We start from the raw sequence: 24,314 nt of genomic DNA, 5'->3' as shown, positions 1-24,314 counted from the left end.
ATATTATGAGTCAAAATATCGCAAGTTTTATCACTAAAACCCTCGAACAAGCAGGCGTAAAACGTATTTGGGGAGTAACTGGCGATTCACTTAACGGCATTAGTGAAAGTCTGCGAAAAATGGGAACAATTGAATGGCTAGGTACGCGACATGAAGAAGTTGCCGCATTTGCAGCTGGTGGCGAAGCACATTTATCAGGCGAGCTTGCGGTGTGTGCGGGTTCTTGCGGGCCAGGTAACCTTCATTTAATTAATGGCTTATTTGATTGTCAGCGCAATAATGTACCAGTATTAGCAATTGCCGCACATATTCCTTCATCTGAAATTGGCAGTAGTTATTTTCAAGAAACCCATCCGCAAGAATTATTTAAAGAATGCAGTGTGTATTGTGAAATGGTGTCGAGCCCTGAGCAAATGCCGTACCTGCTAGAAACAGCAATGCGACAAGCAATACTAAACAAAGGCGTGAGTGTACTTGTGCTACCTGGCGATATTGCATTAAAAGATATGCCTAAAGCTATTAAGCCGAAATGGAACGTGCCAAAGCCAGCAACTTATACCCCCGCTTTATCTGATATTGAAGCAATGGCGACTCATCTTAATAAAAGTAAAAAAGTAACCTTATTGTGTGGTGCTGGTTGTAAGGATGCCCACGACGAAATTGTTGCGCTAGCCGAAAAATTACAAGCACCGATAGTGCATGCCATGCGCGGTAAAGAATTTATTGAATACGATAATCCTTACGATGTTGGTATGACCGGATTTATTGGCTTTGCATCGGGCTATCATGCAATGCAAGAAGCCGATACGTTATTAATGATTGGTACTAGTTTTCCTTATCGTGCTTTTTATCCCGAAAATACCACCATATTGCAAATTGATAATCAGGCTGCGTCACTCGGGCGACACGTGCAAATTGACTGTGGCGTGTTAGGGGATACTAAAAACTCAGTGGCCACACTGCTTGATTATATTAAAGGTGAACGGACAAGTTCGCACTTACAAAAATGTGTTAAAAATTACAAAGAGTCTCGACAAGATCTTGATGAACTTGCCAGTGGCAAAACCTCGCAAAACTTAATTCACCCGCAATACCTAACGCGTTTACTCAACGAGCAAGCAGCTGACGATGCTGTTTTTACTTGTGATGTAGGTACGCCAACAGTGTGGGCTGCGCGTTATTTATCAATGAATGGTAAGCGTCGCTTAATTGGCTCGTTTAATCATGGCTCTATGGCAAATGCGATGTCGCAGGCAATGGGGGTTCAATCTGTTGATAGAGACCGCCAAGTCATTGCAATGTGTGGTGATGGTGGCTTTTCGATGTTAATGGGGGATTTAATCTCACTTAAGCAGCTTAATTTACCAATAAAGATTGTTGTTTATAATAATCGCTCACTTAGTTTTGTGGCTATGGAAATGAAAGCCAGTGGGTTTTTATCAAGCGATACCGATTTAGAAAACCCAAGTTTTGCTAACATTGCACAGGCCTGCGGCTTAAAAGGGATTCATGTGGATGACCCTGAAAAATTACCATCGGCAATGAACGAGATGATGAACCACTCAGGACCTGTTGTTTTAGAAGTCGATACTGCAAAACAAGAGCTTTCAATGCCACCGCAAATCAAATTAGAGCAAGCAAAAGGCTTTAGTGTTTACATGATGAAGGCGCTGATAAACGGCAAAGGAAACGAGATTGTAGAGCTTGCCAAAACTAACTGGTCACGCTAGTTAGTTACTTCCCTATTGAGTATTTTAGCTCAATAGGGAAGTGCCAAGTAATAATCCTCACTATCATCTTTTATTATTAATAAGCTAAGGCTGCTGTTTGTAAGTGATTGAACCGAAATAGAAAACCATATATGGTTTATCATTAAATTAATAAAAGCACGCATAAAATACCTCTACTCATAGAGGGAACAGAGCAATAATGAAATGGAAATCGGTTTTACTGTCGCTGGCTGTTTTATGGCTTATTCAAGCTCAGCAAAGCAGTTTACGCACCAGTGAATACGCAAATATCTAGCCTATTGCAAGTAAATTCAACGCAGTTAGCGCTGAAAATAGCTGCTTGAGATAGATTTATTATCCAGAGTTTAGGTTATTTAGAAAGCGCTGAACTGTTTTTACGTTGGAATCACTATGAGGTTTTTGAGTTTGACTCAAGTGCAATGTAATGAGCTAAAACATTTAGCATTGGCCTCAATTGCTACTTGGTAGTTGTTTTTAGTTTAATGTTTTACTCGCTTTACTCAATTAAAGTAAAGCGAGCGCTCAGTATCAGTTACAAACTCTTTTTAGGCGGTAGGGCTACGTTTGCAAATATTAGCCCTGCAACAAGCGACATAAATATTAAAAACGTTTGCTGGCCTATATGCTCTGCGTATATAAAGTCTTGGCCTTCAATGAGTGAGTTTAAGCCAATATAGGTTTTGCTACCTGGTACTAATACAATCAAGCCTTGCATGGCCACAATAGAGGCCGGCGCATTAGCAACGCGGTTAAACAAGTTACTAAAAATACCCACCGACAAAGCACCCACAAACGTACCTAATGTGTAATCAAGGTACATAGCCGAGCCAATACTGGTGCCGTACGCTATAAAGCCTGATGCTATAGACCACACAGCGTGCTTAAGTTTGGTTCTAAAAATAACGATTAAGCTGCTACAAAGTAAAAATATGGCGAGCCATGCTGTCCACTTTGGTAATGGTTCAGGTTGTACAAAGTCAGCTTGCCCAAAGAGTGCAAAGCCAATGCCTATGCCAATAAAACCGCCAAAATAGAGTTTAAATAACAGCATAAACGAGTCCATGACTCTTGCTGTACCCGACACTAAATGCCGCGCTGCAAGCTCTGCTAAGCCAAGCGCAAGTGCTAAACCTGGTATAAATACAATAATGGCCGAAAGTACCACCAAGCGTATGTTTATTTCAGGTGTTATATACACGCTTACTGCACAGGCAAGTATTGCCGATATTATGGCTACCAATGGCTCAAGCATATGGGCTACGCGTTTTGAGCGTCCCGACCAAAGCACAAACAAATAAACAACTAAAGTAAGAAGCGATGACCAAATAACATCAGTCCAGCTAGTACCCATTAACATTGCAAACGCACCACCAGAGGTTGCAAACGCAACGCCAGTAATAAGTTTATTGTATGGGTTTGGCATAACAAAAATAGCGTCTAGTTGCGCGTCAACTTCTTGTAAACTTAGCTTGTCGTCAAGCATTTGGTTTACAAGATCGTCGGTGTCGGCAAGTGAGCCTAAATCGTGATCGCCAGGGTCTACACGTGCAACGTGGGTGTACTCGTCTTCGTGGCCATCGGTCCAAATAACAAACGTTACAGAGGTAGGCGACATAACAAACGACGATTTAAGCCCTAAGTATGTAGCTACTTCCATTAGGTGAGCTTCTAAGCGGTAAGCAGGCGTACCATACTTGTGAAGCATTTTACCCAATTTAACGATAAATTTGCGTTTTTCTGTAAAGGTTGCAGTTTTCAAATCTTTTTGGACCAAATATTGCGATAACTAAGCTAAAAATATAGACAATACAGCTAAAACTGCCCACGTTTGATGGGCGCGATTTTAAACACTAATTGGTGTGTGTCTAGTCATTTTTAATCTAATTTTTTATTTTTTTCAGCTATCCATTGCGACATGTATTGAGTGCTGCGCATTGTATGATGTTTGAGCATTTGGCCTATGAAGTTTTTTTCGCGATGGGCGTTTAAATCGCTACTTATTGAATCAACTTTTTTAATTAACGCAGCGCTTAATTGGGCTTTGTCATACAGCGTGTTAAGGAGTGTATTGCCATCTTGCTGCGCTTGTTCAAAGTCACTTTGATTGGTGTACATTTCAACAGCAGCATTGGCAAAGTCGTCGGCGGTGTTGGCTATTTTTCCAGGCCATGCTAAATCGTTATGCATACCCTCTGCGCCAATATTGGTGGTAACGCTGGGTGTTTGCATAATCATGGCTTCAAGTAATTTACCTTTAATGCCTGCACCAAAGCGCAGTGGCGCTAAACATACGCGTGCGCTTTGCATTACATCAAATGCATTATCGGCCCAACCTTTTATTAAAAACCCTGTTTTAGGGTTGTTAAGAGCCGTGGCTTTTGGTGGTGGGTAAGAGCCATAAATATGCAGTTCTGCTTTTGGTAGTTGCTTGCGAATAAGTGGCCATATTTTTTGTAGGTAAAGTACAGCATCCCAGTTTGGTGCGTGTCTAAAGTTACCAATGGTCATAAAGTGTTGGCGCTGCTCAAACGTTTTTGTACTTGCAGGGAGTGAGCTTAAATCAACCATAAATGGTAAATGGTGTAATAAGCTTGGTTCTATTTTAAATACGCTGTTTAGTAGGCTCATTTCATAACTTGAAATAATTAAGCTTAGGTCGCAGCGCAAAATAGCGGCAATTTCGCGTTTGGCTATGTCTGAGTGTAAATCGCTGGTTGTAAACTCGCGCTCAGCTTTAAACGCTTCGTGGCGAGCGTTACGCAGACATTGTAAATCTTCGGTATCGAGAATTTTAACTGCATGAGGGCAATGTTTATCAACACGCCAGCCAAACTGTTCTTCCATCATAAAACGGTCAAACATGACTATATCTGGATTGTAGGTTTTAACGTATTCGTCAAAGCTATCGCAATTTAGTGCAATGCTTTGGCTCGTTATGCCAAAGTCGTCAAGGTTTACCATGTGGTCGGTACGCTGCGCGGGCGTTGCAAATTCAACGTCCCAGTTTTGCGCTCTAAATGCATTTAATAACGACATCATGTGCGTTCCCGCAGCAGACGAACTTGGCTCTGGCCATACGTAGCCAATTACCAGCACTTTTTTCATTGGCTAGAATCTCTAATTTGTAAGTTTACATTTACCAGTGTTTTTACTGGCGGGGCTGTATTTTGTAGTAGCTCTTGCAGTATTAAAAGGCACCGCTTGGCTATATCAGTTGTACTTATAGCAACGGTGGTTAAGTTGTTATCTATAACCGCGCTATTAGGAATATGGTGGCAACTCACTACTTTAATAGAGTGATGTGTTAATGAGTTAATAGCGGCAATTACACCTTGGGCAATTATATCGTTTGCACACACAACCGCGTTTAATGCTGGGTTGTGATTATACGCTTCTATAAAGGCATGTTTAGCGCTAAGTGCTGTGTTTACTTCGCAGTGAATGGGCGCAAATGGTGTAATGCTATGCTGCGCGCACGCTGTATTAAAGCCACTTTGCAGTGCTTGTGAATCACTTAAAGTAAGTTCTCTGCCTATAAATGCAATGTCTGTCACGCCTTGTGCGAGCAAATACATGCTGGCTACGTGGCTGGCTTTTTTATAGTCGGGTAATATACAAGGGGCTGCGCTAAAAGGCACTTCACTCATAAGGGTAATGACTTTGTGTTGTGCGCTGAGCGTATCAAGCCATTGGGCGCACGTATTAGCAACAGGGCAAATAATAAATGCGGCAGCGTTGTATTCTTTTAAGTTTTTAACTGCGTTTGCTTGTAGTTCAAGGCTGTTATTACTGCTTACAATCATGGCTTGTAAGCCATTGTCGTTTAACAAAAGTTGTAGGCTGGTAGCAAGTTGCGTCATCGTTGGGTTTGTTAAATCGTTTATAACTATGGCCACTAAGTTAGAGCGCTTTGAGCGCATAGCTGCAGCATCACGGTTATAAACGTAACCTAACTCATCAATCGCTTTTAATATTTTTTGTTTGCTGGCATTACCCACTTTATCGCTTTGGGTAAGCACCAAAGATACGGTTGATTTTGATACACCAGCACGCTTTGCAACATCAAAAATAGTGACGGATTTAGCTTTGTTATACATTGTATTTTATGTACCGCAGTGGTGAATAAATAGCGTTGTAGTTTAGCTTAATCAGCACTATTAAGTCATCTTTTAGAGCCGTTTAACTTACCTTAATACTTTATGAACAAAGCAAAACGTGTTTATATACGTCTATAAGAGTAAAAAATAACAAAAGGATAAAAACATGAGCGCTTTTAGGCTGTTAGTTGCCTTTATTTGTTGTGCGGCATTAGTGCCAACAAGTTACGCAGAGCAAGGGTATCAAACCCCGTCACCTGAGCTTGCCGCTTTAGTTGATGCTAAGTTAGCACCCACTAGTTACTTATCGAGCGACGGCCAGTGGCTAGCGCTATTTGAACGCAAACGCATAGTAACCCTTGATGAACTTGCAAAAGAAGAGCTTAAGCTTGCGGGTATTAAGCTAAACCCCGCTAATTTTTCGCGCTCTCGTGTGAGTGCCAAATTTAGTGCGGTGGAGCTAAAGCACGTGCAAAGCGGCACGGTTATTAGCATTAATAACCTGCCTAATGGCATTATTCGCTCGCCTAAATGGTCATCTAATAGTAAATATTTAGCCTTTGTTGTTGAGCAACCAACCCAAGCCAACTTATGGCTTTACAGCGTTGAAACCAAACAAGCAAAAGAGCTTTCAAGCGCTGCATTAAATTCGGTATTAACATCATCACCTTATAAATGGCTACCAGATAGCAGCGCCATAGTTGCAAACCTCGCTGTTAATTTTGGCAAGCCTAGGCTTGAAAATAACAGCCAAAGTGTAATGCCAGTTATTCAACAAAGTACTGGCGAAAAAGCACCAGCACGTACTTACCAAAATTTATTAACCAGCCCGTTTGATGAAGCGCAATTTAAGTTTTACGGCCAAGGGCAATTAGCTTACGTAACACTTGATGGCAATACACAAGCAATAGGTAGTCCTTCTTTATTTAAATCGTTTTCGGTGTCACCTGATTCTACCAATATTTTAGTTGCCGGTATTAATGAACCGTTTTCGTATCAAGTGCCTTACAGTCGATTTGCAAGCACATGGCAAATATGGGGCATGCGCGGCTATGCATTAGCAGAGCTGGCAAAACAGCCACTTGCCGATAACATTCCGCAAGGTTATGACAGTGTTCGCACTGGCCGCCGCGATTTTGAATGGCGAGCCGATCAAGGCGCTGAGGTTATTTGGGCCGAGGCGCAAGATGGCGGCGACATGAAAACCTACGTTGAGCATCATGATTATGTTTACAGCTTACGTGCACCCTTTAAACGCGAGCCTAAATTATTTGCCAAAGTAGAACGCCGTTATTCTGGTATTGAGTGGGGCAACGAAAACGTAGCCATGCTGACAGACTGGCGCTTTAGCGATCGCCAAGTTCGTACTTACATAGTGCAACCACGAGATGCCGACAGAAACCGCGTTTTATTTTCAGAGCGTAGTTATAACGATGCGTATAAAGACCCTGGTAATGCAATTTACGAGCGCAACGATTTAGGCGCAAACGTTATTAAAATTGTAGGTGGGCGTTATATTTACCTGCGTGGTAATGGCGCATCAGAGCAAGGCAATGTGCCTTTTTTAGATCAATACGATGTTAAAACAAATAGCAGCAAGCGATTATGGCAATCAGAAGCGCCGTATTACGAACGTGTACGTGCACTGCTTGACGACGAAGGTGAGCGATTTATTACTATTCGTGAATCTAAAACTGAGCAACCTAACTTTTTTATACGCGATTTAGGCAACGACACGCTAACACAACTAACTACATTTGCTCACCCGTACCCTGCATTTAAAGGCGTAACAAAAGAGCAATTGCGTTATAAACGTGACGACGGTGTTGAGCTTTCGGGCACGCTTTATTTACCACCAGGGTACGATAAAACACAAGGCCCGTTACCTGTACTTATGTGGGCTTACCCACTTGAATACAAAGATAAAGCCGTAGCATCGCAAGTACGCGAATCGCCTTATGCATTTACCTACATTGGCTATTGGGGCCCAATGCCTTACCTTGCCAAAGGGATTGCCGTGTTTGACGACCCTAAAATGCCAATTGTAGGTATTGATGGCAGCGAGCCAAACGATAATTTTAGAAAGCAGTTAGTATCAAGCGCGCAAGCCGCTGTTGATGTATTAGTTAAAAAAGGCATTGCTGATAAAAATAAAATAGCCATAGCAGGGCACTCATACGGTGCATTTATGGTTGCTAACTTGTTGGCTCACACTGATTTATTTAAAACGGGTATTGCCCGCAGCGGCGCGTATAACCGCACATTAACGCCGTTTGGTTTTCAAGGAGAAGAGCGTGATTTTTGGCAAGCACAAAGCGTGTACGCTAATATGTCGCCGTTTTTCCATGCTGAAAAAATTAACGAGCCAATGCTGATGATCCACGGTCAAGAGGATCCTAATTCGGGAACTTTCCCAATGCAAAGTGAGCGCATGTACGCTGCACTTAAAGGGCTTGGTAAAGACGTACGTTTAGTCATGCTCCCTTATGAAGCACATGGTTACCGCGCACGTAAAAGCTTATTACATGTATTGTGGGAACAAGAACAATGGTTAGATAAGTATTTGTTAAATGATACAGCAGAGCCAGAAGAGGTCATTACTGAACCCGTGGTAAGTACTGGGCAATAGTAATAAACATGAGTAAGCAATAGCGCGGCTAACTTTTAGCCGCGTTTTTGCTTTTTATATAAGAGTAAATTAATGATTGATGTAGCAGCACTTGCGGTTTTTATTCCTACCTTCTTTTTTGTGTCTATCACCCCAGGTATGTGTATGACGCTCGCCATGACACTCGGTATGAGTATTGGCGTGCGCCGTACATTATGGATGATGATAGGCGAGCTGCTAGGCGTCGCAAGTGTTGCCATAGCTGCGGTATTAGGCGTTGCAAGCATCATGCTAAATTACCCAGATGCGTTCGCTATTTTAAAATGGGTTGGCGGTGCATACTTAATTTATATTGGCTTTAATATGTGGCGAGCCAAAGGAAAAATGTCGGTCGATACCTCAAAGCCAAGTGACGTAAGTAGGAAGTCGTTATTTACGCAAGGTTTTGTAACCGCCATTGCAAACCCTAAAGGGTGGGCGTTTATGATCTCACTATTACCGCCGTTTATTAGTGTTGAGCATGCAGTCGCTCATCAGCTTTTAGTATTGCTTGGCGTAATAATGACCACCGAATTTTTAAGCATGTTGGCTTATGCAACAGGTGGCAAAAGCCTACGTTTATTTTTAGCCCGTGGCGATAATATTAAATGGATGAATCGAATAGCGGGCAGCTTAATGGCTTTAGTAGGTATGTGGTTGATACTGGGGTAATTTACTGTAGTTTTTTAATTAATATAACAACCCTAACTTATATTAGGGTTGTTATGAAACACTTATTTATCTAGCGCTTTAAGCTCATCAGATGTTGTTTTTAATCTGAACTCACGATAAAGCATATCTTCATCATTAGGGCTTAAATTCTTTCCTGACGTTTCGATTAATTTATCAAATAAAGGCTTAGTATTTTCCATAGTTACAAGCGCACATAACTGTTTCTTTCCATCTAAGCGAGCAAAACCAATTTCTTTAGCAATAGCTCCTACTAAACTTTGCTCAGCTACCTGTTTACTTATTTGAGTAAATGATGAATTAGTCGTCGTTGAGTCTTGCTGTTGAGTTTGTTTGTTTATTAGTGTATCCATTACTTGCGCTTTAGCACTAATTTGAGTTGCTAGATCGGCACGTGCATTGGCAATAGCTTGTGCTCTACTTGCAGCCATATTTCCCGTCCACACTACACAGCTAGATGAAGCCAAACCGCCCTCGGGTGCTGCAGGTTGTAAAACCCAGCTTGGAACAGAATCGTTTTCAGCAAGAGGTTGAGACTGTTGTGGCGTTGTACCACATGCTGTAATAACTCCAGCAACTGCCAATATTAAAAGTTTATTTCGCATGATTTACTTCCTTATTGTTTAGGTTCCATTGTTCTAAGTTTTTTTGATATTGAATATCTAATTTACTTACCTTTTGTAAGTATTTTTTTGTTTCGTCGTACGGTAAATTATTTACAAGTTGCGCGTACACACCTTCGCTATCTAATTGGTTTATTAAGACTACCGCTTTATTTATATTCGTACTTTTATTTAAGTTAAATGCCTTGGCTACATTACCAGCGCCAGTATTATAAGCTGCAATGGCACAATATCTTCGGCTTATAGGATTATTAATTTTGCGCAAATATCGGGTAGTTAAAATATCTAAGTATCCGGCACCGTAAGTTATATTAGTTTTCGGGTCGAATAACTCTTTAGCTGTTGGGGCTATATCTTTTTTAAATTGTCTGCGAGCAACATCTAAGCCTGCTGAATTTGGCACTATTTGCATTAATCCAAACGCTGGAATATGCGATTTTGCATTAGGATCAAATGACGACTCAGCATGTGAAATAGCTAATAGTAAAGATAATTGGTCTTTAGAAAATTGGCTGTAATAAGTAACAAAAGGTGCTACTTTTTTTTGTAGATAAGTATCGGGTAAAGCGAAAGTATGCGACTTAATGCGTTTGTAGGTAAGGTTTTGATTTTTTGTTTTTTTAAGTACATTGTTTAACTTACTAATACGTTGTTTTTTTTCTTTGGTAAGTTGCTCTTTTTGGGTATCAATTTGTGCTTTAGGTAATTGCTCGTTTTTATCTAAACTACTCAATGATTGCTCATGTTGAGAAGTAATTTCATTAATTAACGCGACTTCACTTTCATGTTCGTCTGGCTGTGCTTTTATATCAACTTTTGCTGTTTTTACTGCTTTATCGAGTAAGCTAGGGCTCTTAAAAATATCAGTTAGAACTGGCGATAATTTAACATTATTTAACAGTTGATTTGTTGCTAATAATTCTTCTTGAGAACTTTCTTTTAGCCCTGCTTCATTTGAGTCTTCAAGTGTTTGTACAGTCACTGTCGAATTTTGTTCATCAATAATAATACGTGTTTTTTTATCCGCACTATATTCAACGCGCTCTAATAATGAACTTTGTATTGGTTTTGACCAGTTTTGCAATAATCCATCTCTAAATTTATCGTATTCCTCGAGATATGCTTGTCTAAATGCTTGATATTCCAACTGATGATCGTTTTTAAAAGTGGTCTGTTTTACAAGTTGCTGTTTTTTAAATTCTTCAAACGTCGGCGTTGTAGCCCCGCTGTAAGCACTAAATAAAGCAAAAAATAATAAAGTGTGACGCATTTTTTATCCTTAAAAATAAGCGTTAAATTCATACTTGGTCAGTAATGAATCAGAGATGTATTCACTAGATAGCTCAGAAACTGCATAAAATGTAGCCGCAGTGTTAGCAAGTATCTCGGTTGTTTTAGCTAAGGTTTTTTCATCGTCTTGAGTAAGCATTAACTCATCAAGTTTAAATAAAGCTTTTTGCGTTTCATCAAGTAATGGTGCGTAGTTACTAAAGCCAACGCTAAGGTTCAAAAACATACCTTGAGCATTTAACTGCTTTGACTGCATATAATATTTAATATTATGAGAATCAAAATAAAATTCGTTACTTGATTTTATAACATCGCTTAGACTATTAACTCGGAGCATTTTTTTATTAAAAGGAATTAAGGGGGTAAACTCCGGTACCATAGCTTTATCGTATTTTAAGCTGTGTACAGCGATGCCAACTATACGAGTATTTTTATTAATAAGTGTGAGTAAATATTTCGTATTTTTGTAATACCTATATTCGTAATCAGCATTCAAAGATGATGTTTTAATTACTTGCGGAATACCTATTTTTTTTTCAGCGTAAGGTAAATAGTTGCCAATATCTAGCGCAGTAATCTTTTTTTCTTCGATTTGGTTCGTAAAGTGAGTAACGAATCCGTCGTACCCTTCAATTATGAGTGCTTTACTATCGGCCCAATTTCCAAGACCCATTAAAGTAACCATAAGTAAAATAAAGTAACCTTTCAATTTAGCTAACAAAGATTTATTTTCTTCAGTGTTAGCCTCAGGCTCTAAGTTATTTCCTACAGACATTTTCATCCTTAAAATATAGTTTATCAGTGTTAAATATAATTGTTTAAAACATGGCTTAACATAATCGCTAATAAGAATCGATTGCAGTATTTTTTAACTTTACAATGCTATTTATTAAATTAGTTGTGCTGTCTTGATTTGCTAAATGAGTTAGCTCGGTTTTTGAGCGTTTAGAGTAGCTCAAACCTTTTCCTTCAAAACGTTGTTGCCAAATAGACTTTTTGCTTTGTGTATCTATTTGAAGTTTTAACTGTGTAATCACAAGTTTACTTTGTGCTTTTATTATCGAGTTTTTAACTAAATAGGTCACTTCGCAAGCCGAGTTTGTTAATTTATATCCATGCTGTAAAAGTTGCTCAGTTAATAACTCTGTAAGTTGAGAGCTATTTTCGCCCGTTACTTTTAAGCAACTATTTTTTGCGCCTAGCATCGCTTGTTGTTGTTTTATTTTTTCTTGTTGGCCTTCTTCAAGATGGGCTTTACTAATTGAAATAGCTGCATATACAGTACAGTTAATAGGGTCTACATAACGATCATATACTTTTGCGCTTTTTAATAGCTGATTGGTTTGAGACTCAATTACCGATTTGTAATCGGAATGGCTTACTGTGCTTGATGAGGTGTTTTTAATTATTTCTTTCACTGAAATATCAGTGTTTAGTAATTTTGCGAGCTCTTCACGAGCATTTTTAGCTGACCGACGTTCATCAATTGTTTTTAAACCAGAGCATTGTGAGGAGCCTGAACTAGCTAATTTTTCATCATCAACAATATCGATTCCTACCCACTTAGGTTGGGTATTTTTTGAATAGTATGAACTGCAACTACAATGTGATGCTGCATTAGTAAGAAAAGGGCTTAACGCTATTGCCGTTAATAGTAGTGAGGATATTCTAGTAGTCATAGTTTTACCAATAGCAATAAGGCCTAACACAAAAGTGGTAGGCCTTAACTTAAATTACAAACGGTTTGAAGTTGTTGCTAAAGTCAGCTTTGCGTTATCAGATTCACGCTCAATAAGCCTTGTTTGGCCTTCAATAACAAACTTAAGTTCGTCAACGTCTAATGTTAAGTTGCTCGCTTTTTCATAATACGCTTTTGCTAATTCGAAATCATTTGCTCTTTCTGCGCACACACCATTGTTATAGTTTATAGCTAATGATTCTGAATAGTGACTTTGAGCTTTTGCAAAGATTTTACAGGCGTTATCAGGCATGTCTTTTTCTGCAAATTCAACAGCGAGGTCTAATAACTCTTCTGCTTTATCGGTTAAATCTGAATCATCAGATTCCATTAACTTTATATTTTTAGTTACTTGGTGTGGTGCAACATCTTGTTTTAATTCTTCTATTACAGCGGCAAGTGCTCTGCCTTGTAACACAGAATCAGATGGATGAGGGTCGTCACCTTTACATACTTTACTACTTGTTAGGCGTGAATATTGTTTAGTAAAAACAATTTGCCCTGTTTCTACAGATACAGCCTTAGGCGTAAAATTTACTTTCGCAATTTTTTCTGAGCACTTAATGGTTATTTCTCTAGATTTTTCACACTTGTACCATTTATCACCTTTTTGTATACATTCACTATCTTTTTCGTAGTAAGTGGAGGTATCTACATCTGCAGTGTAGTCAGCAGTGATAAGTGTATCTGCGCCTGTAAGTTTACCTAGGCGGGTTCTGTTTTTTGAGTTACTGATATCACTTTCATTAAAACGTTGCTGTTCTATAATTTTACTAAGAGAAGCTTTATCGACAAAGGTAAAGTAAGGTTGGCCACTCACACGAATATTTGAAAGGTTTGTTTCAATTATACCTGTAGTTGCGTTACTGTTATTTGAAATAACTGCAAGACGCTTCATTTTCTCAGTGCCGCTTTCTTTAGCCGCTTCTGTATATGTAATAGGTAATTCAGCAGTTGTGAAAGAGTTATTTAAACTAGCAATACCTCCATTAATAGTTTCAGTAACTACACAGCCAGAGAGCATTACACTTGATACTAAAGCGATTTTTATTCCCTTTATCATCCAATTATTCCTTTATTAAGTTAGTGTTCACATTTGCTTTTTAACACTTGTAACTAAGCGGGTCAACCTTACAGCTAGGAAACCCCCTTAAAACAATTCTTTTTTCTTACTTTAAAAAAGGTATAAGGGGGGGATATCTTTACAATTTAAAAAGATACATGAATTTTATAACTATAATCGAATCCATATTTACCTAATTTCAAGCAAGAAAAACGACTAAAGTGGCTGCTGTCATTTTTTAATTTATTGGATAAATTCTTAAGTGGGATGTATTTTATTTAATAGCATTTTCTACTGGGCAACCGCGCTTTCTACATACACCTTCGTTACATAGTTTACATATTTTACGCGCTTCTATCTGCTCGCTTGTTAGGCTGCTAAGTGCTATTTCTATCAAACTTAAAAAGCTTTTTTTTTGTTCATTATTAAAGTTATTTAGTATTTTAGACGTGGCTGTTTCTCGGCTGTTTAGTACTAGCTCAACCCTTTGGCTTCCTTTATCAGTTATGTATAAAACAACAGAGCGAGCATCCTTTACCGACTTACGCCTTTCTACAAGCTCTTCTTTTTCAAGCGTATTTACTAATCTAACCGCACCAGAGTGCGTTAAGCCTAAAACCTTGCTTAGTACATCAATGGTTTCATTTGGGTGATTGTAAATAGTGACCAGTGCTGATTCGTGGCTTAAGCTTCGCCCGCCTAATTCAGCAATCTGTTTTTCTATATCAGTAGCTACAGAGGTCGCGAAGGTGCCTATTAAATTTGCTATGTATTTTTCATTTTTCATAAATTCAATTGTATGTGATTCGATCATATAAATATAGTGACAAGTTAAGTGCGCTCGCTTATTGTGTGACTCAGTCATGTATACCAATTAAAAAAAGTGGAAAATTTGATGAAAAACGATTCAGAAACATTACGTTATGCAAAAAAGTTTAAAACTGTATTAGATAAAAAAATGGCTTATATAGATGAGGGCGAAGGCGATCCAATCGTATTTTTACATGGTAACCCTACATCTAGCTACCTTTGGCGAAATATTATGCCGTATATGCAAGGACAAGGGCGTTTAATTGCTATCGACATGATTGGATTGGGTGATTCACAAAAGCTAGACAATACCCATGAGGGAAGTTACTCATTAGCTGAAAATAGTAAGTACACATTTGCACTTTTAGATGCGCTCGGCGTAAACAATAATGTTACTTTAGTACTGCACGATTGGGGTTCAGGCGTTGGCTTTAACTGGGCAAATACACATCGCGACGCTGTAAAAGCCATTGCCTTTATGGAAGCAATCGTGACCGATTTTCCAACGTGGGACGATTTTCCTAAAGAGCTACATGGTCCGATTGGTACTCTGCGCTCAGCGGAAGGCGAAAAAATGGTGCTTGATGATAACTTTTTTATTGAAACCATATTGCCCGCGACTATTACGCGCCAGTTAACGCAAAAAGAACACGATGAATATCGCAGACCTTTTATCAATGCAGGGGAAGATCGCCGCGCAATTTTAGCGGGGCCTCGCCAACTTCCCATTGCCGGAGAGCCTGCCGATACTGTCGCTTTAGTAAAAAGCTATGCGAGTTATTTAGCCAGCTCTCATGATATTCCAAAGCTATTTATTAATGCAGAACCAGGTGCTTTTTTAACTGGTTACGCAAGAGACTTTGTACGCACATGGCCAAACCTAACCGAAGTTACTGTTGGCGGTATTCACTATATACAAGAAGACTCTCCACATGAAATAGGGGAAGCTATAGCAGACTGGCTAGCTGTAAAAAATGCTTAACACATAAACGAGCGCCTAAAAGTAAGGTGTTATTAGGCATGTTTATCTTTTGAGGTTGAGCGAGCAGTGACGTGTTGGTTTTTTAGGAAAGACAGAGCCTATGTAGCCTATACAGTGTGGTTGTTTCCCATAAATATGTACTGCCATTGAATCTGCCATAGGGGTAATTTACTCTGTGCTGCCCACTGGATTACACACCTCACGGCGCGATTAAATTGCCTCTAAATAGAACGAATTTCAACCTACTAAGGTCTATAGGCCTTAGGAGGTTGAGCAAAAAAACAAAGCACCATATAAATTAGATGAATATGGTAACCTTTTTATCAAATGTTTACTTGTAAGTAAACGAGATAACAAACAGTGATGCAAACATAAAAGCGAACTCCTGAGTTTAATTTTGGTGCTAAATTAACAGTAGACTTAAGCTAGGTTCTAACTGTTTTAAAAGGAATAACAAATGGAAAGGTTAACAAATGAGCAGGTTCAATTTTTACCGATGTACGATGGTTTAAGCCTAGATAATATAATTGTAGTGACGCAAGAGTCAGACGCGATAAGCGCGATAGAAGAGCTAAAAAAGCATTCAGTTTTAGGGTTTGATACTGAAAGTAAGCCTTGTTTTAAAAAAGGTGAAATAAGTGATGGACCTCACCTTATTCAGCTTTCTACAAAAACAAAAGCGTATTTATTTCCAACTAAATTTTTTGAAAACTTTGCCGCTATCGAAGGTGTATTGTCTGATCCAACAATCAAAAAAGTGGGTTTTGGATTAAAAGAAGACAAAAAAATTATTTTTAGAAAATTTGGAATTAGATTAGAAAATACAATCGAATTATCCTCTAAAGTCATGCATTTTGCTCAAGTAACGCAGCGTGTTGGCGCAAGGGCTGCTGTGGCAATGTTTTTTAATCAGCGATTATCTAAAGGTGCACAGCGTTCAAACTGGTCTGTTTTTCCTTTAAAAGATCACCAAAAAATGTACGCCGCAAACGATGCTCACTCAGCTTTGCTAATCGAACTTGAAATAGAAAAAGATAGTGATTCATAAGGAGAGCGGGTTTATATATTTAATAAAACACCAGCGGTATCATTTTTAGAGTTGCTACTGTTGCATAAACTATATGCCGTATACCCCTTAAAAATCATTATGGATATATGACATACAGCTATATTTATAAAAGTTATATCGTTAAAACACTTTACTTTATTGCGCTGAGTTATAGTTATTTTTAACACTAATAACTAATTGGGTATTTAAAAGCTTTTAACTTATGGCTCGTTAGTTAACAAAAAAGACGCGGTTTTGCTTATTTTAGATTGAGCCACATCGGTAGGTTTACCTTGCGCCACTATTAACCCGCCTTCATCGCCCGCACCAGGCCCTATATCAATAACCCAATCACTATTACTGGCTACTTGCATATCGTGCTCAACCATAATAACGGTGTTGCCGGCATCAACGAGCCCATTTAATTGCGCCATTAACATGGCCACATCTTTAGGATGTAGGCCTGTGGTTGGTTCATCTAAAATATAGAGGGTATCGCCGCGTTGTGTGCGCTGTAACTCTGTGGCAAGTTTAATGCGCTGCGCTTCGCCGCCCGAGAATTCTGTAGCTGGTTGCCCCAAACGTAAGTAACCAAGACCCACTTGCAGCAACGCATTTAGCGCACGTAAAATAGCGGGTTCATCGGCAAAAAATGTATGCGCCGACTCAACTGTTAAATTAAGCACATCGGCAATGGTTTTATCTTTGTAAGTAACCTCAAGTGTTTTTTCGTTATAGCGTTTACCGTTACACACAGGGCAAGGCGAATAAACACTAGGTAAAAATAAAAGCTCTACGCTTACAAAACCAACACCTTCGCAGTTTTCGCAGCGACCTTTTTTTACGTTAAACGAAAAACGACCTGCATCGAACTTACGTGCTTTTGCCTCGCTTGTGTTCGCAAACAATTTACGAACATGATCGAATAACCCCGTGTAAGTTGCCAGGTTAGAGCGAGGTGTACGTCCAATGGCTTTTTGATCAACCGTTATTAGGCGTTTTATATGCTCAATGCCTTGAGTAATTTTACCCTCTGTTGTTATATCGAGCTCTTGGTCGAGCAGTTCGGCTTCGTCTGTAGGTATTTGCGGCATTGATTTTTGCCCAAGTGCATCGTATACCAGCTCAACTAAAGCTTGGCTTACTAAACTCGATTTACCAGAGCCAGACACGCCCGTAACGCTTGTAATAACACCTAGCGGAAATTCAACATCGAGTTTTTGTAAATTATTACGCTCAATACCGCTAAGCTTTAACCATGCTTTTGCGCTGCGTTGTTGTTTGTTACTTTGGCTTAAAAGCTTTTCATCATTTTTAAAAAGGTATTGGCTAGTGTGCGAGCTGGTCACTTTTTGCAAGCCTTCAACGGGGCCGCTATAAACAATATTACCGCCGTGAGTGCCCGCATTTGGGCCTACATCAACCACCCAATCGGCGTGGCGAATAACACTTACGTCGTGCTCAACCACAAATACTGAGTTACCCGCTGCTATTAGCTCATCTAAAGCGGCTAACAACGCTTGTGTATCTGCTGGGTGTAAACCCGCCGAAGGTTCATCTAACACATAAACCACACCAAATAGTTTTGAGCGAATTTGCGTAGCAAGCCTTAGGCGCTGTAATTCACCAGGCGATAAAGAAGGAGTGGTACGCTCAAGCGATAAATACCCTAAGCCAAGTTTGGTAAGTGCTTCAACCCGTTTAAGAATGTCGCTGGCTATACGCTTTGCTACTATGGCTTTTTCTGGGTTAGCAGCGTTATTTTTAGGCTTTTTATTAGCCGCAATACTAAGTGTTTGAGCCAATTCGCTTAGCGTTAATTGCGAGATTTCGCCAATATCAAGCCCAGCAAATTTAACCGACAGCGACTCTTTTTTCAGCTTTTTGCCATTGCACTGTGGGCACGGTGATATTTGCATATACTGCGACACGCGCTTTTTAGTACGTGGGCTTTGAGTGCTCGCAAACGATTGTAAAACAAAACGTTTAGCGCTCGAGAATGTACCCATGTAGCTAGGGCTTTCTTCATTTTTAATAGCCGCTTGTGTTTGCTCAAGTGTGTACTCAGGAAATACCGGCACCGTAGGCGTATCGTCGGTAAATAAAATCCAATCGCGCGTTTTTTTAGAAAGTTTGTTCCAAGGCGTGTCTATGTCATAACCAAGGGAGGTAAGTATACGGCTTAAATTTTTACCTTGCCATGCTGGCGGCCACGCAGCTATTGCGCGTTCTCTAATTGATTTACTGGGGTCGGGCACTAGCAGCTCTTCGGTTACGTTAAACACACGGCCAATACCGTGGCATTCTGGGCACGCGCCTTGCGGAGTATTAGGCGAAAATGCATCGGCATAAAGTATACCTTGGCCTTTTGGGTATTCACCTGCTCGCGAGTACAACATACGTAGCGCGTTAGAAATAGTAGTTACACTACCCACAGATGAGCGTACCGACGGCACACCACGCTGTTGTTGCAGTGCAACCGCAGGTGGTAGGCCTTCAATTGAATCAACATCGGGCTCATCTACTTGATCTATTAATCTGCGTGCATAGGGCGATACCGAATCAAGATATCGGTGCTGCGATTCGGCAAATAATGTACCAAAAGCTAGCGATGATTTACCCGAACCCGATATGCCGGTAAAAACAACAAGTGAATTACGGGGGAGATCTACATCCACATCTTTTAAGTTATGAACACGTGCGCCTCTTACTTGAATGCTGTGCTCAGGGTTTAATAAAGCCGATTGTTCATTATTAACCGCTTGGGGACTTTTAGGTGTGGTTGGCATGTAGTTTACTCCTGTTTAATAACCTTATGATTACGCGAGCCTTTCAAGGTATAAACCTTACAGTCGTCTCACTGAATGCGCGCTTATTCAAAATATGCATTAAATTATGATTATTGTGCGTTTACATAATAGGTAAAAACTGAGAGTATAATTTTCAACGATTGTTTTTAAAAACACAATTTAATAAAAGGAAGTTGCACTGTGTTTAAAGCTTTAGTTTTGATTTTTATTGTGTTTTCATCGGCAGTCGCTGCCAACACATCAAACACCCTTAATAGTGTATTAAATGTTGACCGTGCCATACCCAGTAATATTCATTTATCGTTTGCAAACGATAACAATATAACGCCTAAAAAATCTGATTTCACAATTTTAAATTACGTTCTTATGAGCAATAACGAAGGCGAGCGCTGGGCAGTTATTACGCTAAATAATTTATCGTCAGGCAACCGCGAACTCAATCAAGATCATATATTAGCATTGTTTGCAGATGGCAGCAGATTAACGCCAATAGAATTTAAGCTCGGTTTTAAAGGTAGTGAAACACAATCAGTCACCGTCTCGTTTGCTGAGCATAAGTTTCCTATTTTAAGTGTGTATTCGAGTAATGATTTGTAGTTAATACTAGAGTTTAAGTGATGCAAATAATATTGCCTTGGGCTTTAGTTAAAGTTAAGGATTTAAAGTTAAGGAATTACTATGAAATTTGAAGATGCGCAACAAAATATGAACCTTGCATATTTTGGTGGTGGAACGGGCGTATTAGTGTCTGGCTTGGTTTGGTCTATAGCTGGCTTTGTCGCACTAATGCATTCAAATCAAGTAAGCATGCTTACACTGTTTTTTGGTGGCATGTTTATACATCCATTAGCTATGCTACTTTCAAAAGCACTTAAACGCTCTGGCAATCACGACCCTAAAAACCCATTAGGTAAATTGGCCTTAGAAAGCACTATTATTTTATTTGTTGGTTTGTTTTTAGCGTTTTACGTAGCAAAACTTCAAGCTGAATGGTTTTATCCAATCATGCTGATGATAATTGGTGTTCGCTATTTAATTTTCAACACCTTATATGACATGAAAATATATTGGATTTTGGGGGCTTTGCTTATGTTTTTTGGCATGTTGTGTATTGTATTAAATGCCAATTTTGTAATTGGCGCCTTTATTGGCGGGATAACCGAAATGCTATTTGCGCTAGTGATATTTGCCCAATCGAAAGGACTGGTTTTAAAAGCTGAATAACAAGCGGTCATAATGGTAAAAGTAGTGTGCTATAGCAAAGATTTTAAAGTGTTGAGTATCTGCAAATTGCATGTAGTTATTAGTCAGCGATTAGCGACAAGCGGACGTTGAGATTGGCCAAATATCGTCGTGAATAGATTCGTTAAACTGTGTCGTTAGCGCATATATTCATGAAAATGAGCTCTGCGTGCATATTGGTTCATTTAAATTGACCTAAAAATTTTAGAAAAGTTAGTGATAGTAATGCCTTAGATAATTTGCTAAAACATATATAATGTAGAAAAGTGAGCGTAGCATCGGCAGAAATATTCTGCGATGAGCGCACTATTAAATTGTTCAGTGCCCAAGAAAATAGGAGCCTAATTTTGGACTTAAGCCCAATATTCAAGAGTGAAAAATTTCTATGCCCGCATTGCCAAGTAGTCTCTCAACAAGTTTGGTTTGATCTAGATAGCTCTAGTAGTGCAGCAAACAGTATTCTTAATCACATATTCTATGAATACAGAACTCAGATTCAGGGTTATAAGCAAGAAGCAATTGCCGATTTTATTCAGAAAGTAGAGAACGCGAATAAAAGGCATATGTCTGAATTTGTTCCTAAAGGCTTTTCTGTAGCAACTTGTTCTTCATGCGGGGATATATCTCTTTGGGTAAACCAAGAAATTGTTTACCCCAAACAAACCGCAGTGGCTCCACCAAACGAAGATATGGAGCAAGAAATTCAAGATCTATATCTTGAGGCATCAACAATTGTTGTAGATTCTCCCAAAGGTGCTACGGCCTTGCTTCGCTTGGCTCTTCAGCTACTTCTGAAGCAACTAGGTAAATCTGGAAAAAACATTAACAATGACATTAAGGAATTAGTTGCTGACGGTTTAAGTTCTAAAATTCAGAAAGCATTAGATCTTCTTCGTGTCGTTGGTAATAACGCAGTTCATCCAGGTCAAATTGATCTCGAAGATGGCCATGATATAGCTCTTAAACTCTTTCATGTGCTTAATTTCATAGCCGACGAAATGATCTCAAAACCTAAAGAGCTTGATCTTCTTTACTCAGATATTGTTCCTGAAGACAAACAGCAACATATAAATGAGCGAGACGGTAAATGATCACAGGTATAGAGGCTGCACATAACAAGCGCATGTTGTCGGACTTTTTTCGGCTGCGCATCAATACAGCCGAAAATGCGGGCGCTGGGCATTATCACTGTCAGTAATTGACACCCTCCAGCCACTCGACAACACAAAATATTGATAATAATTGGTAAGGTATTTTACTGTGTCGGATAGCGCTTCGCTTATCCGACCTGGACTGGCACTCTCCAGCCACGCGACAAAACGAAGGAAGAATGGTAAGGCTGCATATTGGGTTAGAAGATAAAAATGATTTATGTGCCGATTTAGAACAAGCATTTATGAGGTTGGAAAAATACAATGATTAAATGCAGATACTTAGCCGAACTTTAATTAAAATCCATGTAAAGTTGTTCTTCTAGTTTTAATAAATCAATAAACTTTCTAACTTTTGGAATGTTAATGATATCTCTGTGAACAAGAATCCAAGTATTAACCTCCCAATTTTCGCCAAACGCCAATGCTTTTAATTGATTATTATTTTGGACTGTTTCCTTTGTTGAAACACCAATTCCTGCCCCTGTTTGCATAGCGTAATTCAGTATCTGTTGCGAGGTACTTGATACCGAGATATTTTCTTCTGCTACATGATTATGTATCCACTCATTCCAAGGGATATGCGCTAACCTTTCCGAATTAGCAACAAACTTATGCTTATTGAAGTTTTCCTGTGTAGGAAGCCCGTGCGTCTTTATATAATTCTGATGAGCACATAGCACCAACTCTATTTTCGCAAAAGGAATTACAATATTGTCTAAGGTGCTTGGCTTTACGCCAGTACGTATTGCTAGGTCAGCCTCGCCATATTCAAGATCATATTTTCTTATATCGCCAATAATTTCAAATTTAACTTGTGGGTAAAGTGATTGGTATTTTGTTATTGCTGGAAATATCAAAAGTGATAACTCATTCACACAAGTAATTTTGAGAGTTCCCTCTAAAACATCTTCCTTACTTTTGGCTCTATTGGCAAACTGAGTCAGCTGAACATCAGTTATTTCACCTAGTCGCATAACCTCTAAGCCTGCTTCTGTTGCAATATAGCCTTTATCATTTCTTTGAAAGAGCTTAATGCCTAAGCTCTCTTCCAGTACATCAATTTGTCGCATCACGGTCGAGCGATGTATGCCCAAATCCTTAGCTGTTGCACTTAGTGTTTTTAATTTTGCCAGTCTATATGCCGTTTTAAATTCTGTCCATTTTTCCATATCACCACCATGTTGCGTATTTGCACACTTACGTATCATATTCACTCATTCAAACTGATATAGCAACAGCTTAATATACACCTATAACGTAGATATTAAGCAGACTTAAAGTAGGAAAAATCATGAAAACTCAGGTACTAATTATTGGTGGCGGTTTCGCTGGTGTAGCAACAGCGCAAAAACTTGAAAAAGAAGGTATTAAAACAACGCTTGTTGATAGAAAAGACTATTTTGAAGTGACTTATGCCGTATTAAGAGACGTCGCAGCACCAGAAAAAACTAATGGCGCAGCACGCCAACACTACAGAGATATTTTAAAAGGTAGTTTTATACAAAGTGGTGTTAAAGAATTAACACAAACTACTGCTCTATTGGAAAATGGCGACACGGTACATTTTGAGAAAGTTGTTATTGCATCTGGCTCCAGGTATCCAAGTTTACCGCTTGCAAAGTCTTCAGAGGCAATGGCATTAACAAGTCGTGATGAAGAGCTTAAAAGCCATCACAGCAAAGTACGTTCAGCTTCTCATGTACTAATTATTGGTGGCGGTGTTGTGGGTGTTGAACTTGCTGGTGAAATCGCTTTTGCAATGCCGAAAGTAAAAGTAACACTTGCTCACAACACCCATACTTTATTGGATGGCTTTAAAGAAAAAGCTCAGCAAAAAACATTAGAACAGTTAACCAGTTTAGGCGTTAATGTTGAGTTTAATACCCTCTATAAAGAAAATAATAAAATATACACTGATGCTAATTCGGGGAAGTCTATAACGCCTGATATTACATTTGTTGCCGTTGGCACCTTACCAAATAACGATTTTTTACAGCAAAATTTTCCCATATTCTTAATGAAAAAGGCTTAGTCAACGTTGACAGTAATCTTGCGGTTGTAGGACAGCAGAATTTTTATGCCATTGGGGATATTGCTGATGTCGGCGAAGCAAAATTAGGTTACTTAGCGCTAGAGCAAGGTAAATACCTTGGCAAAGCACTGGTAAAAGCGTTTCAAGGTAAATTGACTAAGGCCTATAAACGAAATCCATTTATGGCCTTAATACCGACAGGACAAAAAACCGGTGTCGTGCAGCTGCCGTTTATGGTGTCAACATGGAAAGGACTGGTAAACATGAAACAAAAAGACCTGTTCATCAGCAAAACCTACAATGAATTCGCTAAATAACATCCTTGTTATTAAATTAT

The 24,314-nt window shown here is 39.2% G+C and carries 20 protein-coding genes; 9 read left to right on the top strand and 11 right to left on the bottom strand.

Annotation, left to right across the window (positions count from 1 at the left end; genetic code table 11):
* The first annotated feature begins 5 nt into the window (after positions 1-5).
* Positions 6-1,730: a ubiquinone-dependent pyruvate dehydrogenase gene (poxB, locus tag PX700_RS15680; protein ID WP_024597229.1), complete on the top strand. Its 1,725-nt coding sequence runs from the start codon at positions 6-8 to the stop codon at positions 1,728-1,730.
* Positions 1,731-2,283: 553 nt separating this feature from the next.
* Here poxB and PX700_RS15675 read toward each other — a convergent pair.
* The 3 genes from PX700_RS15675 to PX700_RS15665 all read right to left on the bottom strand — a co-directional run bounded on the left by PX700_RS15675 (position 2,284) and on the right by PX700_RS15665 (position 5,848).
* Positions 2,284-3,510 carry a threonine/serine exporter family protein gene (locus PX700_RS15675; protein WP_479521211.1) on the bottom strand — a complete coding sequence of 409 codons (1,227 nt, stop codon included), beginning with the start codon at positions 3,508-3,510 and terminating at the stop codon, positions 2,284-2,286.
* 116 nt (positions 3,511-3,626) lie between these two features.
* The gene (locus tag PX700_RS15670; RefSeq protein ID WP_479521210.1) at positions 3,627-4,856 is read right to left on the bottom strand and encodes a glycosyltransferase; all 1,230 of its coding nucleotides are present in this window, start codon (positions 4,854-4,856) and stop codon (positions 3,627-3,629) included.
* Complete coding sequence (locus PX700_RS15665) at positions 4,853-5,848, bottom strand: LacI family DNA-binding transcriptional regulator (protein WP_479521209.1); 996 nt, start codon at positions 5,846-5,848, stop codon at positions 4,853-4,855. Before PX700_RS15665 ends, PX700_RS15670 begins: the two co-directional genes overlap by 4 nt.
* 166 nt (positions 5,849-6,014) lie before the next feature.
* Here PX700_RS15665 and PX700_RS15660 point away from each other — a divergent pair, with 166 nt between their 5' ends.
* Positions 6,015-8,477 (top strand): S9 family peptidase, encoded by a 2,463-nt coding sequence (locus PX700_RS15660; RefSeq protein ID WP_479521208.1) that lies wholly within the window; start codon positions 6,015-6,017, stop codon positions 8,475-8,477.
* Positions 8,478-8,549: 72 nt separating this feature from the next.
* Positions 8,550-9,167, top strand: a complete 618-nt coding sequence (locus PX700_RS15655; RefSeq protein ID WP_479521207.1) for a LysE family translocator — start codon at positions 8,550-8,552, stop codon at positions 9,165-9,167.
* A 62-nt stretch (positions 9,168-9,229) separates the two neighbouring features.
* Here PX700_RS15655 and PX700_RS15650 read toward each other — a convergent pair whose 3' ends face one another.
* The 6 genes from PX700_RS15650 to PX700_RS15625 all read right to left on the bottom strand — a co-directional run bounded on the left by PX700_RS15650 (position 9,230) and on the right by PX700_RS15625 (position 14,686).
* The gene (locus PX700_RS15650; RefSeq protein ID WP_479521206.1) at positions 9,230-9,790 is read right to left on the bottom strand and encodes a hypothetical protein; all 561 of its coding nucleotides are present in this window, start codon (positions 9,788-9,790) and stop codon (positions 9,230-9,232) included.
* Complete coding sequence (locus PX700_RS15645) at positions 9,780-11,078, bottom strand: transglycosylase SLT domain-containing protein (RefSeq protein WP_479521205.1); 1,299 nt, start codon at positions 11,076-11,078, stop codon at positions 9,780-9,782. The genes PX700_RS15650 and PX700_RS15645 overlap by 11 nt, the downstream gene beginning before the upstream one ends.
* Positions 11,079-11,087: 9 nt before the next feature.
* Entirely contained in the window at positions 11,088-11,873 is a 786-nt protein-coding gene (locus tag PX700_RS15640; protein ID WP_479521204.1) for an ETEC_3214 domain-containing protein, read from the bottom strand.
* Between the two features lie 67 nt (positions 11,874-11,940).
* Complete coding sequence (locus PX700_RS15635) at positions 11,941-12,777, bottom strand: TonB-dependent receptor (protein ID WP_479521203.1); 837 nt, start codon at positions 12,775-12,777, stop codon at positions 11,941-11,943.
* Between the two features lie 54 nt (positions 12,778-12,831).
* Positions 12,832-13,899: a hypothetical protein gene (locus PX700_RS15630; protein ID WP_479521202.1), complete on the bottom strand. Its 1,068-nt coding sequence runs from the start codon at positions 13,897-13,899 to the stop codon at positions 12,832-12,834.
* Between the two features lie 274 nt (positions 13,900-14,173).
* Positions 14,174-14,686, bottom strand: a complete 513-nt coding sequence (locus tag PX700_RS15625) for a MarR family winged helix-turn-helix transcriptional regulator (protein ID WP_479521201.1) — start codon at positions 14,684-14,686, stop codon at positions 14,174-14,176.
* Positions 14,687-14,794: 108 nt separating this feature from the next.
* On the opposite strand from PX700_RS15625, the gene PX700_RS15620 reads away from it, so the two are divergent.
* On the top strand, positions 14,795-15,691 hold the full coding sequence (locus tag PX700_RS15620) for a haloalkane dehalogenase (RefSeq protein WP_479521200.1): 897 nt from the start codon (positions 14,795-14,797) through the stop codon (positions 15,689-15,691).
* 457 nt (positions 15,692-16,148) lie between these two features.
* On the top strand, positions 16,149-16,739 hold the full coding sequence (locus PX700_RS15615) for a 3'-5' exonuclease (RefSeq protein WP_479521199.1): 591 nt from the start codon (positions 16,149-16,151) through the stop codon (positions 16,737-16,739).
* A 221-nt stretch (positions 16,740-16,960) separates the two neighbouring features.
* On the opposite strand, the gene uvrA is transcribed toward PX700_RS15615, so the two are convergent.
* Positions 16,961-19,528 carry an excinuclease ABC subunit UvrA gene (gene uvrA, locus PX700_RS15610; protein ID WP_479521198.1) on the bottom strand — a complete coding sequence of 856 codons (2,568 nt, stop codon included), beginning with the start codon at positions 19,526-19,528 and terminating at the stop codon, positions 16,961-16,963.
* A gap of 201 nt (positions 19,529-19,729) precedes the next feature.
* Between uvrA and PX700_RS15605 the strand changes: the two genes are divergently transcribed.
* The 3 genes from PX700_RS15605 to PX700_RS15595 all read left to right on the top strand — a co-directional run bounded on the left by PX700_RS15605 (position 19,730) and on the right by PX700_RS15595 (position 21,882).
* On the top strand, positions 19,730-20,146 hold the full coding sequence (locus PX700_RS15605) for a hypothetical protein (protein ID WP_479521197.1): 417 nt from the start codon (positions 19,730-19,732) through the stop codon (positions 20,144-20,146).
* Positions 20,147-20,227: 81 nt separating this feature from the next.
* Positions 20,228-20,773: a DUF7010 family protein gene (locus tag PX700_RS15600; RefSeq protein ID WP_479521196.1), complete on the top strand. Its 546-nt coding sequence runs from the start codon at positions 20,228-20,230 to the stop codon at positions 20,771-20,773.
* Positions 20,774-21,138: 365 nt separating this feature from the next.
* Positions 21,139-21,882 carry a DUF4145 domain-containing protein gene (locus PX700_RS15595; protein WP_479521195.1) on the top strand — a complete coding sequence of 248 codons (744 nt, stop codon included), beginning with the start codon at positions 21,139-21,141 and terminating at the stop codon, positions 21,880-21,882.
* Between the two features lie 353 nt (positions 21,883-22,235).
* Here PX700_RS15595 and PX700_RS15590 read toward each other — a convergent pair whose 3' ends face one another.
* Positions 22,236-23,114: a LysR family transcriptional regulator gene (locus tag PX700_RS15590; protein WP_479521194.1), complete on the bottom strand. Its 879-nt coding sequence runs from the start codon at positions 23,112-23,114 to the stop codon at positions 22,236-22,238.
* A 122-nt stretch (positions 23,115-23,236) separates the two neighbouring features.
* On the opposite strand from PX700_RS15590, the gene PX700_RS15585 reads away from it, so the two are divergent.
* Positions 23,237-23,977 (top strand): FAD-dependent oxidoreductase, encoded by a 741-nt coding sequence (locus tag PX700_RS15585; protein ID WP_479521193.1) that lies wholly within the window; start codon positions 23,237-23,239, stop codon positions 23,975-23,977.
* Positions 23,978-24,314 lie beyond the last annotated feature (337 nt).

It is taken from the genome of Pseudoalteromonas sp. TP27 (assembly GCF_056470645.1).
The sequence above is the reverse complement of the archived record's forward strand: the minus strand, read 5'-3'. Positions and strand labels throughout refer to the sequence as shown.

Coding starts and splice junctions, on each gene's coding strand:
- poxB (WP_024597229.1), top strand. CDS start 6: ATGAGTCAAAATATCGCAAGTTTTATCACTAAAACCCTCGAACAAGCA.
- PX700_RS15670 (WP_479521210.1), bottom strand. CDS start 4,856: ATGAAAAAAGTGCTGGTAATTGGCTACGTATGGCCAGAGCCAAGTTCG.
- PX700_RS15665 (WP_479521209.1), bottom strand. CDS start 5,848: ATGTATAACAAAGCTAAATCCGTCACTATTTTTGATGTTGCAAAGCGT.
- PX700_RS15660 (WP_479521208.1), top strand. CDS start 6,015: ATGAGCGCTTTTAGGCTGTTAGTTGCCTTTATTTGTTGTGCGGCATTA.
- PX700_RS15655 (WP_479521207.1), top strand. CDS start 8,550: ATGATTGATGTAGCAGCACTTGCGGTTTTTATTCCTACCTTCTTTTTT.
- PX700_RS15650 (WP_479521206.1), bottom strand. CDS start 9,790: ATGCGAAATAAACTTTTAATATTGGCAGTTGCTGGAGTTATTACAGCA.
- PX700_RS15645 (WP_479521205.1), bottom strand. CDS start 11,078: ATGCGTCACACTTTATTATTTTTTGCTTTATTTAGTGCTTACAGCGGG.
- PX700_RS15640 (WP_479521204.1), bottom strand. CDS start 11,873: ATGTCTGTAGGAAATAACTTAGAGCCTGAGGCTAACACTGAAGAAAAT.
- PX700_RS15635 (WP_479521203.1), bottom strand. CDS start 12,777: ATGACTACTAGAATATCCTCACTACTATTAACGGCAATAGCGTTAAGC.
- PX700_RS15630 (WP_479521202.1), bottom strand. CDS start 13,899: ATGATAAAGGGAATAAAAATCGCTTTAGTATCAAGTGTAATGCTCTCT.
- PX700_RS15625 (WP_479521201.1), bottom strand. CDS start 14,686: ATGAAAAATGAAAAATACATAGCAAATTTAATAGGCACCTTCGCGACC.
- PX700_RS15620 (WP_479521200.1), top strand. CDS start 14,795: ATGAAAAACGATTCAGAAACATTACGTTATGCAAAAAAGTTTAAAACT.
- PX700_RS15615 (WP_479521199.1), top strand. CDS start 16,149: ATGGAAAGGTTAACAAATGAGCAGGTTCAATTTTTACCGATGTACGAT.
- uvrA (WP_479521198.1), bottom strand. CDS start 19,528: ATGCCAACCACACCTAAAAGTCCCCAAGCGGTTAATAATGAACAATCG.
- PX700_RS15600 (WP_479521196.1), top strand. CDS start 20,228: ATGAAATTTGAAGATGCGCAACAAAATATGAACCTTGCATATTTTGGT.
- PX700_RS15590 (WP_479521194.1), bottom strand. CDS start 23,114: ATGGAAAAATGGACAGAATTTAAAACGGCATATAGACTGGCAAAATTA.
- PX700_RS15585 (WP_479521193.1), top strand. CDS start 23,237: ATGAAAACTCAGGTACTAATTATTGGTGGCGGTTTCGCTGGTGTAGCA.